At 40.2% G+C, this 15,920-nt stretch carries 15 protein-coding genes and 1 riboswitch; of the genes, 10 read left to right on the plus strand and 5 right to left on the minus strand.

What is annotated here, in order from left to right:
* Positions 1-238: 238 nt before the first annotated feature.
* The 6 genes from CSC79_RS10255 (at position 239) to CSC79_RS10280 (ending at position 4,702) form a co-directional block, all read left to right on the plus strand.
* Entirely contained in the window at positions 239-961 is a 723-nt protein-coding gene (locus CSC79_RS10255) for a hypothetical protein (protein WP_099295715.1), read from the plus strand.
* Positions 962-1,128: 167 nt separating this feature from the next.
* Complete coding sequence (locus tag CSC79_RS10260) at positions 1,129-1,767, plus strand: phage virion morphogenesis protein (RefSeq protein WP_343255898.1); 639 nt, start codon at positions 1,129-1,131, stop codon at positions 1,765-1,767.
* A 151-nt stretch (positions 1,768-1,918) separates the two neighbouring features.
* Positions 1,919-2,833 carry a hypothetical protein gene (locus CSC79_RS10265; protein ID WP_099295716.1) on the plus strand — a complete coding sequence of 305 codons (915 nt, stop codon included), beginning with the start codon at positions 1,919-1,921 and terminating at the stop codon, positions 2,831-2,833.
* A gap of 3 nt (positions 2,834-2,836) precedes the next feature.
* On the plus strand, positions 2,837-3,733 hold the full coding sequence (locus CSC79_RS10270; protein WP_099295717.1) for a hypothetical protein: 897 nt from the start codon (positions 2,837-2,839) through the stop codon (positions 3,731-3,733).
* A 102-nt stretch (positions 3,734-3,835) separates the two neighbouring features.
* The gene (locus CSC79_RS10275) at positions 3,836-4,090 is read left to right on the plus strand and encodes a hypothetical protein (protein WP_099295718.1); all 255 of its coding nucleotides are present in this window, start codon (positions 3,836-3,838) and stop codon (positions 4,088-4,090) included.
* 78 nt (positions 4,091-4,168) lie between these two features.
* Complete coding sequence (locus tag CSC79_RS10280; protein WP_099295719.1) at positions 4,169-4,702, plus strand: phage protease; 534 nt, start codon at positions 4,169-4,171, stop codon at positions 4,700-4,702.
* Positions 4,703-4,885: 183 nt separating this feature from the next.
* Here the strand turns inward: CSC79_RS10280 and CSC79_RS10285 are convergent, their stop codons facing one another.
* Genes CSC79_RS10285 through CSC79_RS10295 form a run of 3 tightly spaced genes read right to left on the minus strand, consistent with a single transcriptional unit; the run spans position 4,886 to position 7,146 of the window.
* The gene (locus CSC79_RS10285; RefSeq protein ID WP_099295720.1) at positions 4,886-5,365 is read right to left on the minus strand and encodes a zinc-ribbon domain containing protein; all 480 of its coding nucleotides are present in this window, start codon (positions 5,363-5,365) and stop codon (positions 4,886-4,888) included.
* Between the two features lie 5 nt (positions 5,366-5,370).
* Positions 5,371-5,778 (minus strand): biotin/lipoyl-containing protein, encoded by a 408-nt coding sequence (locus CSC79_RS10290; protein WP_099295721.1) that lies wholly within the window; start codon positions 5,776-5,778, stop codon positions 5,371-5,373.
* A gap of 42 nt (positions 5,779-5,820) precedes the next feature.
* The gene (locus CSC79_RS10295) at positions 5,821-7,146 is read right to left on the minus strand and encodes a sodium-dependent transporter (protein ID WP_099295722.1); all 1,326 of its coding nucleotides are present in this window, start codon (positions 7,144-7,146) and stop codon (positions 5,821-5,823) included.
* Positions 7,147-7,299: 153 nt separating this feature from the next.
* On the opposite strand from CSC79_RS10295, the gene CSC79_RS10300 reads away from it, so the two are divergent.
* A complete protein-coding gene (locus CSC79_RS10300; protein ID WP_099295723.1) occupies positions 7,300-8,049 on the plus strand; it encodes a 4'-phosphopantetheinyl transferase superfamily protein in 750 nt (249 codons plus the stop codon).
* Here the strand turns inward: CSC79_RS10300 and lysC are convergent.
* Both lysC and nhaD read right to left on the minus strand, forming a co-directional pair.
* A complete protein-coding gene (gene lysC, locus CSC79_RS10305; protein WP_099295724.1) occupies positions 8,023-9,423 on the minus strand; it encodes a lysine-sensitive aspartokinase 3 in 1,401 nt (466 codons plus the stop codon). The two genes, CSC79_RS10300 and lysC, sit on opposite strands and share 27 nt — an antisense overlap.
* A 77-nt stretch (positions 9,424-9,500) precedes the next feature.
* Positions 9,501-9,672: riboswitch (Lysine riboswitch) on the minus strand.
* A gap of 113 nt (positions 9,673-9,785) precedes the next feature.
* On the minus strand, positions 9,786-11,033 hold the full coding sequence (gene nhaD, locus CSC79_RS10310; RefSeq protein WP_099295789.1) for a sodium:proton antiporter NhaD: 1,248 nt from the start codon (positions 11,031-11,033) through the stop codon (positions 9,786-9,788).
* 159 nt (positions 11,034-11,192) lie between these two features.
* Here nhaD and CSC79_RS10315 point away from each other — a divergent pair, with 159 nt between their 5' ends.
* From CSC79_RS10315 to CSC79_RS10325, 3 genes are read left to right on the plus strand one after another with little or no spacing between them, the layout of a single operon-like run.
* A complete protein-coding gene (locus CSC79_RS10315; RefSeq protein ID WP_099295725.1) occupies positions 11,193-12,473 on the plus strand; it encodes a hypothetical protein in 1,281 nt (426 codons plus the stop codon).
* Between the two features lie 5 nt (positions 12,474-12,478).
* A complete protein-coding gene (locus CSC79_RS10320; protein WP_099295726.1) occupies positions 12,479-13,024 on the plus strand; it encodes a hypothetical protein in 546 nt (181 codons plus the stop codon).
* Positions 13,024-15,801 carry an ATPase gene (locus CSC79_RS10325; RefSeq protein ID WP_099295727.1) on the plus strand — a complete coding sequence of 926 codons (2,778 nt, stop codon included), beginning with the start codon at positions 13,024-13,026 and terminating at the stop codon, positions 15,799-15,801. Before CSC79_RS10320 ends, CSC79_RS10325 begins: the two co-directional genes overlap by 1 nt.
* Positions 15,802-15,920: the final 119 nt, after the last annotated feature.

The raw sequence follows: 15,920 nt of genomic DNA on the forward strand, positions 1-15,920 counted from the left end.
CTAGGTGCTAGGTGCTAGGTCAAAGTTTAAAAAACCAAAGCAAAAAAATCAACCACCCTTGGTACCTTCCAAAACGCCAATTAAAGCAGCAAACCCTCTTCTTATATCTCACGTAAAATTGAAACAACTAATTGAATCAAAATAGGAACTCGGCTATGGTTGATTCATCAATAAAAATAAATTTAAAACGAGTTAATCTACAGGCTCGTTATACGTAAATAATTGGGATGTACCGTACGTGATTTTAGATTGTTCAAATTATGAATCCACCAAAAAGTCTGTTCTAGATATTTTTAGTACCACTGAAGACAAGTTAGCCTCAGCTTTGCAATCTATAAATCCATACGAAAGCAGCTATAAGTGCGCTGAAGATGTCTTATATGATGCAGCTTGTGATATTCTCGGGCATCCAAAAGATAATATAAGCGTTGTCTGGTTTCACGGAACGCGAACCGAAGATGAGAGCCTGTTTAATAAGCTTGGCATCCTTACTAAAAGTGAGGCAAGAAAATTTATAGAGCCACGGCTCAAAGAATTATCAGAAGGCATGAAGAACTTTGGCTCCAATCCATTCTCAATCTCTATTTCTGGAAAGCAAGGGGATCATGATGAAGGCCCATTTGCATTTCTAATTCGAGATATTGCTATTCATGCCCCCTCACCAAACCATAATTATCTAGATTCTCCTGAAATAGTAGAGGATATTGCCGGAACATTGCTTGGTGAGAACTATTCACAATTAGTGAACAGTTTTAAAGGGATAAGCGTTCCTTGCCTAGTCTCTTTCACATCTGAATCTAAAGGGTATGAAGTACCTAAAGCACTGCTTTACTTAAAGCTGGTTGAAGATGGAGAAACGCATTTCGAAGCAGCTTCATCCGCGAATACATTTTTCGATTCAGAAAATATTATCGTGTCTCCTGATAGGATTAAATCTGTTGAGATTATTGAAAATGTATAACAAAGCAATTAACTACGCGCCTGCGGCGACGGACGTTCGTACCAGTTTACGGAAATGCCACATCTTAGACTGTCAGACTTGATTGAACCCTGTGAATCAAATCTGACAGTTCAAGTTAAGGCTTATTAAATTATGGGTGTTAACACCAAGCGCAAAAGCTTGGTAAAGTGCAAGACCCACAATTAAGAGCCGAAACCATCCAAGCCCTTAATAATAGCCCCGCGCGCGAGGCCGCGTTTGAGCTATGGACAAAAGAGAGCCTTGCCCGTGTTGAGCGTTACCAATTAGCTCAGCAAGCAAACAACGCCGCTGGCTTAAAAGCCAATGGCCCACGGCCACAACATAAAACCGTAGTAAGCTTTTTAGCAGACGATATAAACCAACAGCTGATTGATAAAGGTATTGAGGCTGGGCGTGTAATTACCCTCAGCGAACCCATGAATGCCATTGCCGCTGTGATGGAAGGTGCCAGCGAAGATGCCCTAGCAGATCAGCAAAGCCCGGTTGATGGCTCGCCATGGCCAGCACTTAGCGATAATTATTTAAAGAACAGGCCAAGCCGTGTTGGAGAGCAAATACTGCAAGCCACAGCTGGCAGACTCGCGGCCTCAATTACAGCAGACAGCGGCGACTTTTGGGCGCAGATTGGCAGTAACAAACCCTATGCCGCTATTCATAACTTTGGCGGCTTACCTGAAATGGCACCCGGCCCCGCTGCGATACCCCAACGTGAATATTTAGGCATGAGCCGCGATAACGAAACCAAGTTACTGGTGATATTGGGTGACTTTTTATTAGAAAGCTAAAAACGCCACAACGCCCCTAAGAGCGCATGCGGTGTTTTAGTCGCGTGAATGTTGCAAGTGTGGTATTAAATAAGCTAGAAATGGGGTTAGAAACGTTTCTAATATGTTTCTCCACTCTGTATGTAGGTAATTTATAGATAAAGGATTTTTAATGACAGATAAAAAGGAAAATAGGGAAAATAAATATCTTTCAGGTATAAGTAAATATTTTCCGATATTGCTGATTGCAACTTGCATATTAATAGTGTGCTCAATCCTGTGGTTATTTACTACTGCTTATACAGGTACATTTGATTCAATAATTCCACAACAGGATTTTACGCCAGATGAGAGCCAGATTAGAGGTAGTCTTGGTGCCCTCGGTGATTATTTTGGTGGAATATTGAATCCAATATTCTCTTTTGTAACAATTTTACTTTTGTTGATCTCCCTTTTTTACCAACGAAAAGAGCTAAGATTAACACGTGAAGAGTTAGCTAAATCTTCTGTAGCTCTTAGTAAAACAGAAAGTCATGCTGCTGAGCAATCTGAAATAGCAAAGAAACAACTAGATCACCTTTTAGCACAAGAGAATAATAAGGTTATTTGTGGCTTAGTCGAACGTCAGAACAGCAAGTTAAGTGGGTTACTTCATAAACAGCCGTTATCTGTTCGAGATTCCCGTACATTTTCTCTATTAGTATCTATTGAAGTATTTTACTTCATGAACAGATCACCCCCTCACGAAATAAAACTAAGAACACACACAGTAGAAACCTGCGCTTTACATTATGCAGAAGTAATAAAAATTTTAATGGCTGAATGTAGTGTTAAATCTTTAAAAACAACCTATTTACATGAGTTTATTATGCTTATATTCGATCTTATGAACATAAATGGTTGTTTTCTTGGAGGCGGTAGATATAAACGGTTAGTTGCTTCGTTATCTGAAATTCATACTTTGTCAAAAGATGATACTTTAGATGATTTAATTAAAATGATAATCCGTGAAAATCAAGATGACAAATTAGAATGCTACGCAAACTTAGCCAAAGAAAGCAGTTCTAAATTTAGAAATAAAGGATAAAAAATGGAAGTTGTAATTTACTCAGAAGATAATACACCTGAAGTTGAGCCGAGTGAAAACTATTATCGAGCGACTCGACTAGAAGAGTTACCTGAAATCCAATTTCAAAAAGTAAGACATCATATTTTTTGTCCTGGTTGCTTTTCTCAAGCAGCTTTTGTATCAAGAGGTAAAGACGGAAGATCTCCACATTTTAAAAGTGTTCACAAGCAGGTGGATGGTAAAGATTGTGATCGAAAGAGTGCCGATACAATTCATATTGATCCAAATGCATATAAATCAGTTAATGAATTAAAAAATGATGATAACGTCTTTGTTGTTGATTTTAATTTTGGAGCTCCTGAACAAGTTGTAAAACCAGCTAAACCCACTAAAGATGTTGAAAAACTTTACAGAAAAAAGCCAGGTACATATCGTAAATTTGGCGAAGCTAATCAAATAGGTAAAAGTGAATGGTCAAGAAGGCTAAGTACAATACTTAGAACCTTATGTGAAAGTGATGACTTCGTTAAGAGTAATGACAAAATAAAAGTTATGGGATACGTGAAACCTATAAACAAAGCGTTCTATCATGCAAAAAGAGTCGTGAAGTATCTCACTCCAAAACCAATACCAGCGTTTTTTTACGGCATGATCGAATCAACAAAAGTAATGCATGACGGTGCGATATGGTTAAACATTGGAGATAACAAAAATGAGCTATCCATCATGATACCTAAAATCGTCTTGGAAAGTTTGAAGTCTCGTCACCCTCAACTTGAAGAAGATGGAGATACCTATCCACTATTACATGGCGCAAACTTTTTAGTTTATGGTTATTACAATAGCTCAAAAAACAACAAACCTTACATAGGCTTATATGAAAAAGCGAATGAGTTTATAGCGTTTAAGTTTGAATAATAATTATAAATGCAGTCTCAAAAACTACCTGCTAGTATGCTAATAACAAATAAGTAGAGTAGTATCATTTGGATGATAATGTAAAAACACAAGGAATATAAAATGACTACTAAATCTGAATTTTTAGAAGCACACGATGAGCAAATACAGCAAGAATTTAATGAAATAATCGAAACCATTTCACCTCACCTCAAAAAAAATGGTGCGTATATGTCAGAATATAGATTCGATTGTGCATACGGCGTAACTAAAAGAGTTGCGGAACTTCTCGTTGAGAAATATGAACCTGATGGCTGGAATATACACATAAATATGAAAAGTGTTCATGCGAATAGTTTTGAAATATCAATCACATAATTTTTAATTCAGTTTAAAATCTACCTCTAAAGAAATCCCTAATACTGGCTACAAGTTAATTTACTTGTAGCCAGTTACATGCCGTTAAACACTCACAACATAGACTTACCAAATACAACCAGTAGCAGTTTGCCACTGGAAGGCATTTCACTTGCTGTGCTAACGGTAAGTAAACCTGCAAACATGGGCCTTGCGGTATGTCGTTTTAATGCCGATGTAACCGCTGATGGCACGAGTCCGCGCGTGCAACTTGCACCAGATGGTTACTTTAGCGCAGGCGATGGCCGCCCAAGCGACACCGAGCAGAATGCCTGGCTAATGGATGAAACTGCATTTAATACTCTTAAAGCAGATACCAACACACGGCAAAACGATTACCACTTTGACTACGAACATCAAACTCTTCATGCGGAAGAAAACGGCAAGGAAGCTCCCGCCGCAGGGTGGTTTAACCTCAGCGATTTAGAGTACATACCAGGCGAAGGCTTGTTTACACTCAACGTGCAATGGACAAAAAAAGCTGCCCAATTTTTGCGTGATGATGAATACCGTTTTATCAGCCCCGTATTTCATTATGGCCCCGATGGCCGTTTTAAAAACCTCAACCCCTGAAAAGGAAACCACTATGAATGAAGCACTCCAGCTGCTTGCACTCTTGTGGAAGGCAATAGGATCAAAGCTTGACTTCAGACATTAAAACTCTTCAACGCCTGAAATTGGCAGGCTTCAGAGAGCTAGGCTTGGTTAAGTCCTAAAAAACAAGCACATAGATATAAGCCCTTTAAACACTGATACTTACATTTTACGAATAGCGTTTAGTTTATTTACCTTGTTGATCACACCTAAATCAAACAGTTGCTGTGCTGTAGACTTGAGTAATTGGGTTTCCTCTGGTGTTCTATGCTCTTTAATGATTAAGTTTGCATAGCTAATTTGCAGTCGGTTTATTGCACGGGTTTTCTTTCGGCATTCAAAGCACTTTATCTCATGTGCATCAATCCAAAATTTTAATTGTTCAAACCAATATTGCTGCTCTTTGGCAAAAAATATAAATGGCCTGTGACAATCGACACATTGCTCTGCTATATCAACGTAGAGTTGTCTTGGGTATACACAGTAACTTTGTTTTTCTGTTGCTGCGGGGATTGCTGTTTCTGGATAGTAACGCACACTTTCGTATCGCCAATGCGCATTATCGATTTCTTGCTTTGTGTAGCTATTACCAGAGGGAATTGGCTCGTTGCCATAGAGTGGGTGGTTCACATAATTAGCCATAGTAGCTAATTACCCACCACAAATAGGATAGCTAAAGCCCCTACTGCTAGCGCAATTATCAAACTTACATTAAATTTAGAAAACAATGGAGGATTAACCGTTGTTTGTTCTGCCAAGTCGCTTGTGCTGTTATTGGCGCTTTGAGCTTGGGGTCGTGCTGGCAGTTCACTGTCAGTAAGCTGTTTAACAGTCATCACAACGTGGTCTGCACCAACATGGTCACCATTGGCAATCGTTATATTTTCAATAATGCCATTACAATCTGCCATCACTTCTAACACGACTTTATCTGTTTCAACATCAAACAGTACATAGTCTGCATAGACTACTTGACCTTCATTAACATAGAGATTAGTAATTTTTGCTGTTGCTACCGAGTCAGGCAAAGTCGGTATTTTAACTTCTCTGTTCATAATCCCTCCTTGGATGTAATACCGCTAAAACTGACGGCTAAACTATTGCCCAAACGCTACATTAGCAAACACAGCGGTCATTAAAATTGGGCACACAAAACGGATATACTGGGCAAACCAAAACTTAAAACCACTGCTTGCTTGATGCAGTTGGTTACCACGGCGCCACAACCAGCCTACTGTAACAAAATAAAACAAGCCCATTAATGGCAGTTGGTATTGCGTTAACACCATAATCACCAAACCAAATAGCCAATCAAAATTAAAGATAATTAATGAAGAGGCTGCAAGCACGGTCAGGCTCACAATAAAGGTCGCTGATTTACGCTCTACTTGGTGATTTTCAACTAAAAAAGCCACCGGAATTTCGGTGGATGAAATAGTTGAGGTTAATGACGCTATAGACATTAACACAAAAAACAATAACCCTACCACTAAGCCAATTTCACCCATGGTATTAAAAAGCTCTGGTAAAATTGCAAAAATAAGCTGGCCTTCACCAATGAGTTTACCGTCACTAAATACTTGTACACCGTTGTGTTGCGCTACATAAATGGCAGGAATAATTAACAACCCTGCTAAAAATGCCACCCCTGTATCAAGCAGTGCCACCGACGCGGTTAAACGCGGTAAATTAGCATCAGGCTGTAAGTAGGAGCCGTATATCATCATGCAACCTACACCAAGCGACAATGAAAAGAATGCCTGCCCCATGGCGGCTATTATCAAGTTTGGGTCGAGTATATGGCTAAAATTTGGCACTAAATAGGCTGCAAACCCTTCATTTGCACCATCAAGGGTGGCGATGTAGGCAATTAAGCCGACTAACAAAACTAACAGCATTGGCATCAAACGGCGTGACCAAGTCTCAATCCCCGATTTAACCCCTTTTAAAATAATGCTGGCAGTTAAAATAAGCATTAGCGGCGTAAATACAAAGTTACGCGCCATAGAGTCTGTTTGTAAAAAATTACTTATATCGGTAAAACCGAAGAAGGTAGTAATAGGCTCAAGCGCATAGGCAAGCATCCACCCTGCTACTATCGAATAAAAGCTTAGCATAACTATGGCGCCCGCTAGGCCTAAATAGCCCGCTGCCGCACCTACTTTTGGCGCTTGATCTTGCCATGCGTTTTTAAGTGCTTTAACTGGATTAGCTTGCGCTTGGTGCCCTAAATAAAGCTCGGTATATAAAGCAGGCACTGCCAGTAAAAATATAACAATAAAATAAACCAGTAAAAACGCGCCACCACCGTGATTAGCCGCTTGGGTCGGAAAACCCCAAATATTACCTAAACCAACTGCAGCGCCAGACGCCGCTAAAACAAAGCCAAGGCGGCTTTGAAAACCATCACGCAATTGTGCCATACATCTACTATCTGTTATTATTTTTCATTAGGGTGAATTAAACCATATTTCACCACGACTGAGTAATAAATTTGCTAATGCTGGGACAGACCATCGCTAAATGCGCATTTTATACCCAGTTTTTATATTTTCATTGCTAGCCACCTGGACTTTATGCCTAACCAATACTTTGAGCAGCACCTTACTGTAAACCCATTAAGAGTGTCTGATATTAATACGCAGTGTGTTTTGCTACTCAACGCAGAATCTATTGACCTTGCTGATTTCCCATTACCTTATTTACTAAGCCCGTTTGAGCAAACTGTTATTGAACGCAGAAAAAGCAGTAAAGCAAAACAAGAGTACCTCGCCACGCGCTTACTGCTTAAATTTTTAGTTAGACACTGTTTTACAGAATTTGCCGATATTCCCGCTAATCATATTAGCTCTGAATTTGACGAGCAAAGCAGCAAGCTTTTATTGCATATAAAAAATACCAATACCGTTTTGAGTAGTTGTTTATCTCATTCGAATGGTTTTGTTGGTGCGGCGCTGAATATTGAGCAGGTCGAATTTGGTTTTGATATTGAGAAGATAAGCTTAAAACGCCCGTTTGAAAAATTGGCTAAGCATTTTTATCACCCGCATGAAGTCGACTTAATCACCGCAAATGAGCAATGTGCCGCTCAGCGTTTTTTTAGGATTTGGACGTTAAAAGAAGCACTCGCCAAAGCAACTAGCCGCCCTATTGCGCAGCTACTCAGTCCACATGTTTTCACCGAGCTTACAGCCGCTAACTTAAAAGCCAAAAGCGCTGTATTTGAAGGCTTTGATATAACTATCGTGAATAAAAAAAGCACTGACTGGCAGTGCTTTTACATTGATGATTTACGTCAGTTACGCGGCGTGTTCAAGCTCAAGTAAACGACTATGTATAGCTTGCACGACTAAATCTGATTCAGCTTGTTCAACTAAAAAGCATAAATTGTGTTTACTTGCACCATGGCAAATTAATCGAATGTTAAAATCGCTAAGCACATTCATTAAAATAACTTCTTGCTGGCGCAGCTGAATTTCAGAGCCTATTAATGCCACCAGCGTTAGGTTATTTTCAACCGACACATGGCAAAATTCAGCGAGTTTATCTAAGCACTCTTGATCAAGCTCTGGACGAGAGGCATTTGGCGCATTATCAAGGGTAATTGCGACACTAATCTCAGAGGTTGTTACCAAATCAACCGAGATATTAAACTCGCTTAATATAGTAAATACACGGGCTAAAAAGCCACTGGCTAACAGCATTTCTGGGCTTTTTAAAGTTAACAAAATTTGGTTTTTACGTTGCGTAACCGCACGAATACCCGGCACTTGTGACTTTTCACGTTCGATCCACGTACCACCTCGCTCGGGTTCACGGCTTGAGCCAACAAACACACTTATGTGGCTTCTACTGGCTGGTAAAATAGTTGCAGGGTGTAATACCTTTGCGCCAAACGTGGCCATTTCTGCCGCTTCATCAAAGCTTAGGCGGGCAATGGGCGTGGCTTTGGCACACAAACGCGGATCGGTGCTAAATATACCCACAACGTCTGTCCAAATGTGTACACTCTTTGCGTTTACGGCTTCTGCTAATAACGCCGCACTGTAGTCTGAGCCGCCTCGGCCCAGGGTGGTTGTTTGTCCGTGGGCATCACTGCCAATAAAGCCTTGGGTAACGACAACATGTTCTTTAAGTAAGGGTATTAAGTGCGTTTTAGCGGCCATAGCAGTGGCTGTTACATCAGGGGTTGCTTTTGAAAACTGACTGTCTGTTTTTAACACTTGGCGTACATCAAAACGCACTGCGTCTAAACCATTTAGGCGCAGTACTTGCGTAAATAAATACGACGATAAACGCTCACCAAAGCTTAATAATTCATCGTGTTGTTGCTTAGATTTAAGGGCTTCACTGGCAAGGGATTTAAAGGCTTTAATTGTTTCAGCAAAGCCATGCGCTAAATCAGCATCAAGTGATAACTCATTCAAAATAGCGTCTTGAATAGCAATCACGCCGTTAATATGTTCGCAGCGCTCTTGCGCTGTTAAGTCTTTTTGGCATAAGGCAACTAGGTGGTTTGTTACACCTGCGCTGGCACTTACAGCCACAACGCGCACTGTGTTATCAGCTACGATAATCTCGCTACAACGGCTCATTGCTTCAAAATTAGCTACGCTGGTTCCGCCAAATTTAGCCACAACGTAATCTGATTTTGTATTGCTCAATTGTTGCGTGTTATCTGTAACTACTTGGGTATTCATGTCGTCTCCTGTTGTGGTATTCATACCACGATAATACAAGAAGAACTTGGCAAGGGGGTGCTTGATAAGAAAAGTCCACTGCCAGAAGCTCTCCACCTAAATTGGTGACAGTTTTGAGGATTCAGCCCCATAAACCGAAAAACCACTGTGACGTCAGTTGTTCTTCTCGGCGAGTATTTCCCTCCTTAATGATCAAAAGCAAACGTCGCTTCACATTAAGTACCTAAATATCGCACCTCTTCTGAATGTTAGGTTAACCGCTTTAAAAAACAGCCAAAATAACAAAGCCCACTGTAAAGTGGGCTTTGAAAGTTATCGTTTAGACGTCTAGCTGTCAAGTTGTTTTATTAAATCTCACTCCATTAAATAAAACTGCCAGCAACATAAGAGCCAACATAACCTACCGTATAAGCAATCAATAAATAAACCGACATACGCAGATAACTCATAAAGGTCAGTGCTTTCACTTTACTCATAGCGATAATACCCGCGGCCGAGCCAATAATAAGCATAGAACCACCCACGCCAGTGGCATAAGTAAACGATAGCCATTGCTGCGGACTCATCATAATATCGGCTTTAAGTAGTGCTGCTGTCAGTGGCACATTATCAACGGCGGCTGACAAAATACCCATTAGATAATTTGCATATTGCGCTGGCATTAGCTCATATAGGTGTGTGAACTTACTAAGCATGCCCACTTCTTTTAATGCGCCAACGAGTAACAGCACACCAACAAAAAATAGTAAGGTGTCGTATTCTATTTCACGAATGTAATCGATAATTTTTTTGTTTACGTCTTTTTTGCGCATTAAAAACTGGGCGGTTAAAAACATCAGTGACAAGCCAAACAAAAAGGTTAACAACGGTGGTACTTGGTAAAGTACGCTAAGTGTTAACGTAGCCATAATGGTTGATAAGAAAATAACCGCGATGGTGATATCGGTTTTTTCAATTCGGCGCTCTTGTTGTTTGGTAAACTCAACGGCACCATTTAAGCCAAACGACAGCATAATTGCCAACAGTGCAACACTTGTAAGTGCTGGCACAATAAGTAATAGCAAGTTTGCAATGCTGACTTTGCCATCGAGGAAAATCATCAGTGTGGTTACATCGCCAGTTATCAGTGACACCCCACCAGAGTTCACACTAAAAACAATTAACGTAGCGTATTTAATAAGCTTTTTCGGATCGAGTTTTAACGACATCACCACAGCAAGAGAAATTAGCGTGGCGGTAATATTGTCTGAAATCGACGAAAATAAGAAAGAAAACCCACCTATTAAAAACATCAGCCTTCGTTCGCTTATGGCGCTTGGCATTACTCTGTGCACAATATTTTGGATAAAACCTTTGGAGTTCAAATAGGCAACAAAAGTCATTGCAGCCATTAAAAACAACCAGAGTGTGGCAATCTCTAAAATATTGTGATCAAGTTGATGTTGTATATTTTCGGGGCTTTGCCCGTTAAGCGGCGAGATAAATAAGATAATCCAGCATAAAGTACCAAAGAAAAGCGTAGTTTTGGCCTTGTTTACATGGATAATATCCTCTATAACGATGAGCACAAATGCGACCGCTATCAGGGTTAGGATAATTGACGTTACCATGGTGTTTGAACAACCTTTAGAAAAATGTAAAAATTGCATTCTTATGTCACCTGTGTGACACGGCGCGCAGTCTAGCACCAAAGGCTTTGTAAAACTATTGCCATTTACCTATTTTTAACTAATCGCTGAAACTGCCTATATTAGATTTACTGGAGCGTTATGATCCCAGCTAAAAAGTTGCTAAATACCCTTACCGAACACTGGGGAATGTTAGAACTATTATTTAAACGTTTTAAGATGGCTGATTTTAGCTTAAAAGACGTACAAAATGCGATCAAACAAAAACAACCTACTTGGTCAAATGAGCGCATTTATAAAGAAACCAACCGACTTTTAAATCAAGATATTATTATTCCTTTAGCGAAATCGTCTCAGTTGGAAATAAACCGTGCTATTGCCGATTTTGCCACTTTTTTATTGCAAGAAGAGCATTTAGGACTGGCACAAGAAATTAGCGTGTTGGTTGACGATTTAGCCCGATTAGGTAACCGCCTTGCTAATGCGGGTGAAATTGAAGACTACGATGAACTACGCCGCTTTAGCCGTATTATGGATGATCGGGTGCGTAAAATAATGAAGCTGTTTACCCATAATGAAAATGCTATTTTAAATATTGTTGAGCAAGCAAAAGCTAACAATGCAGTGCAATCGCTGCAAAAGCGCTACAAAGCCGTGATTGAAGCCTTTGATGAATACATTGAGCCCATGCTTGAAATGGTAGACATCCGCGGCGATTTTCATGCTTGCTTTAGTAACATTGAAGAACAAATAAGTACCCAAATAGCGCATATCGAGCGCTCAGGCAAAGCGTATCAAGATAAACGCATGCTAGAGCAATTACGTACACGTATTTTAGAGATGCACTTGCTTGGGCGCGAGAGCTTGCGCAAAAGTGCTGATATGCTGATGCCCCTGCGTGAAGAATTACGCCGTAATAATATGATCACCCGCCAAGCGGCGAAGGTACTTGGTTTAATTCGTAAAAATGGCGTGGATAACATGCTAAGCAGTGTGCAACCACACTTTGTGTCTGACGCACAACGTTTTTCATTGGGTCAGCAACGCCATATGGTCGCTTACATGGCAGGCTTGGTTGAATTTGAGCACAGTGAATATGAATTGCCCGACCAGCAAGATGTGCCTGCATACGTAACGCCGAATATTCCTGATTATAACAATGTTAAAACCAGCTTTAAAAAGCGTTTGAATGCTAAACGTAAAAAGCCAGAGCCTTTATTAACTTTCCTGGGGGAAAGCTACCCTGAACTTGAAGCCGACGAAATGCTATTTTTATATCAAAAACTCGTTAGCGATACTGATATTGAAATCAGCCAAAGCGATGCAAAAATGCGGGTCAAAATCGCCGGACAGCACTTTTCGCTCTTTCCATTTAATACCAAGCCTGTTGACACAGAACAAAATCAAACAGGGAATGAGTAACTATTATGAGCCAAATTAATTTACATGAATTAACCCACCTACAAGCCATCAATAAAAAACTGGTAACGGGTTATCACATTAGTGAACAAGACACCTTGATGTGGCAAGAGCTTGATCAACACATTGAGCAATACAGTGCGCTATTTAGCTCACTTGGTCATGACTTACAGCACGATAGCCGCGGCTTTTATTATTTTGCTAGTGACGAGAGCACACCCAACATGGGCAAAATCTCTCGTGCAATCGCACTCACCGTGTATATTTTAATTGAACACTACGCTAATACCGGTAAAGATCCGATGCGTGCACTGTTTGATGAAGTAAACGATTTAGAATTAATGCAAACTTTGGTGCAAATGAACAAACATTTATTTGATCAGTTAGAGATTTTTTCAGGCTCAGATTTACGTAAAGATGTGTACTTACGTATGGTTCGACTCGGCCTTGCTCGTGAAGTTGAAGGTGGCTTTATGCTGCAAGCCCCTGTTTATCGTTATATCGATGCATTGATGGAAGTAAATGAAGAAACTTACCTAGGAGAGGACGAGTAATGCAAAATCTATACGGCCTCAGTAAACTGGCATTATTAAACACCGCAGGTTATGCCAAGTGTGTTATCCCGCTGGATAAAAGTAGCTCTATTTGTGCCCCTAACAACACCGGTAAAAGTTCGGTAATAAACGCCCTACAATTTCCACTTATTAACGATTTACGCCTAACAGAATGGGACGGCCATGATTTAGACGAAACCCGAAAGTTTTATTTTTCGTCTGATCAATCTTACATTTTACTCGAAGCAAACTTACCACAAGGCCCAGTGGTCATTGGTGTTGCGGGGCTTGGTAAAATTGCCGGTTACGCGCATCAATTTTTTTGTTACCAAGGCAAGCTCAACCTTGAGCAATACACTCAAGGCAAAACCATTATTAAGTTCACCAAGCTGTTTAATCACCTAAAAGAGCAAGGCTTTAACCCGATTGAGCTTAAAGCCCAAGAGCTAAACGCCCTACTTACAGGCGGCGCAACACCGTTTGATGGCGACATTAACTTAAAAATGATCCCGCTTAACAATGTGCAAGACTCGGCGATTTATAAAGAGATTTTTCGCCGTATTCTAAACTTACACAAGCTTGGCGCTGCCGATGTTAAACGCTTTATGCTGCGCGTGTTTGAACGCCATATGTCGAACTCGAAAGTTGATTTTTATGAAGTATGGCGCCGTTCATTTGATAAGGTAAACCGAGCTAAACGTGAATTAAAAGCCCTTGAATCGATGCAAGAGCCAATCAGCGCGCTTGAATCAATGCTTGAAAACCAAACTGTTCTCAAAGGCAAATTGGCCGCCTACGCCCCTAAAATTGACCAAGCATTAATTGATTTTGATACTTATCAAGAGGCACAACTTAGCGAACTCAATGTCGCCCTTGAGGACATTGAGCACGAAAAACACGAGTTTGAACAAAAACAACAGCTCTACGTTCAGCAATCAAGAGATATAGAACGTAAGCAAACCCAAATTGAACAATGGTTTTTAGACTTTAATGCGTTAAAAGCAGAGTTTGAACTGGTTAATATGGCAACGCTCAAAGTGAACCTTGGTCAGTTAAAACAAGATTATGAGTCACTGTCGCATTCCATTAATAGTGCGCAGGGGCAAAGCTTACACACCCTTGATTACCGTATCAGCGAAACTCAAAAACAAATTAAAAGTTTAAAGCTACAACTTAAAAACCTTGAATTTAATTTGTTTACTCGCATGCGTGAGGACTTATCACTTAAAGAAGTGGAAGAAATTTCACGTATTTTAAACCCAGATATTCTCTCGTTTGCAACCACCAGCAGTGGCGATATTGATATTAGCGACGAAGATGCCTTTGGCGAATTCCTAGCGCAGTTATCTGATAACGTCAAAGGCGGCATACTTACCCTGCCCGGCGCGACCATTAAACTGAAAAAGCTCTCCCCTGTACAAATGCAAACAGGTGAAAACAAAGAGCAACTTACAGCCCAATTAAGCGCGCTTGAAAATTCATTAAAAGAATTTAAACAACAGCGTGAAGTGGCTGCTAATGTTGCTGATAAACAAAAAGAAAAAGATGCCCTATACGATGAGCTAATGAGCTGTGAAAGCGCGTTAAAACGCTTTGAGCAATTTGATGTCATGCTGCAATCTATCGATGCCCAAGCCATGTTAAAAGAGCAGTTATTAGCCGAGCGCGATCAGGTTGATGACTACTTACAAGATATTCAAAAAAATAGCGGCTCAATTGCGGACAGACGTTCGATTATAAAGTCTAAAAAGGAGTTTATATCACGCCAAGCCGATCGTCTGCGCCAAGTTAAATCTGAGCGAATCGACCACACCCTTGATTTGTACAGCGGTAAAGTCACCCCTTACATGATTGATATTCAAATCGACTTTGATAACTTAAGCGATTTAGTCCATCACTTTAATAAAGACTGCCAAGAGCTGCGCAATTTTGATATCAACGTACGTAATACCTATTTACATATTTATAATGCGGGTATCACAAAGTTTGATAATGAAAATGACGAGTTTACTAAATATCAAAAACTGATCAGCGCATATCATAATATTGATAACGAACGTGATGCCGTTGAACGCCATGCCCGTGTTGCACTGACCGAAGTGGCTGCCACAATAAAAGGCCTACGTGAAGACTTAGACCGCCTGCGCCGTGAAATGAATAGCTTTAATAAAGGCATAAGTCAGCATCGGATTTCAAACTTACAAGCATTTAAAATTAACGTGATACCGCGCAAAATGTTGGTAGATAGTATTGATACTATCATCAGCACCTCAAATCAATTTGAGCAAGGCGATACCCTCGATTTACTAAGCCAAGAGCCTTACAGCGAAAGCGCAGTGAATGAAGCCAAAGATCACCTTATTCAACTGGCCTCTGATAAAGCGGGCTTAACGCTGACCGACTTATTTGATATTCGCTTTGAAGTGGTCAATCGCGCAGGTGAGACTGAACACTTTGATAAAATTGATTCAGCCGGTTCAAACGGCACCCGTATCACTATTAAATTATTATGCGGCATGTTGTTTATTCGCTATTTATTGAGTGATCAAGAACAAAACCTGTACCGTATTCCAATTTACATTGATGAGGCCGCCGATATCGATCCGCAAAACCAAAAGGCGATTATCGAAACAGCCTTAAGCTTTGGCTTTGTGCCAATTTTTGCTTCAGTTAAACCACAAGTCAGTTGTGATTACATTGTGCCTATCCGCTCGGTCAAAGATGGCGCTCAAAACTGGGTAGATGAAAAAGATTGGATTGAAGTAGAACATGAGTAAAGACTGGATTATAGTCAGTTAATCGGTTATTCAGCTAGTAATAACTAATCTTGCTCTATGGTTGTATATATTTTAACTAGATTGACTAAAAAGATAACATTTCGTTGAATTATTTTTAT

The organism is Pseudoalteromonas sp. 3D05, from assembly GCF_002723455.1.
Taxonomy (GTDB): domain Bacteria; phylum Pseudomonadota; class Gammaproteobacteria; order Enterobacterales; family Alteromonadaceae; genus Pseudoalteromonas.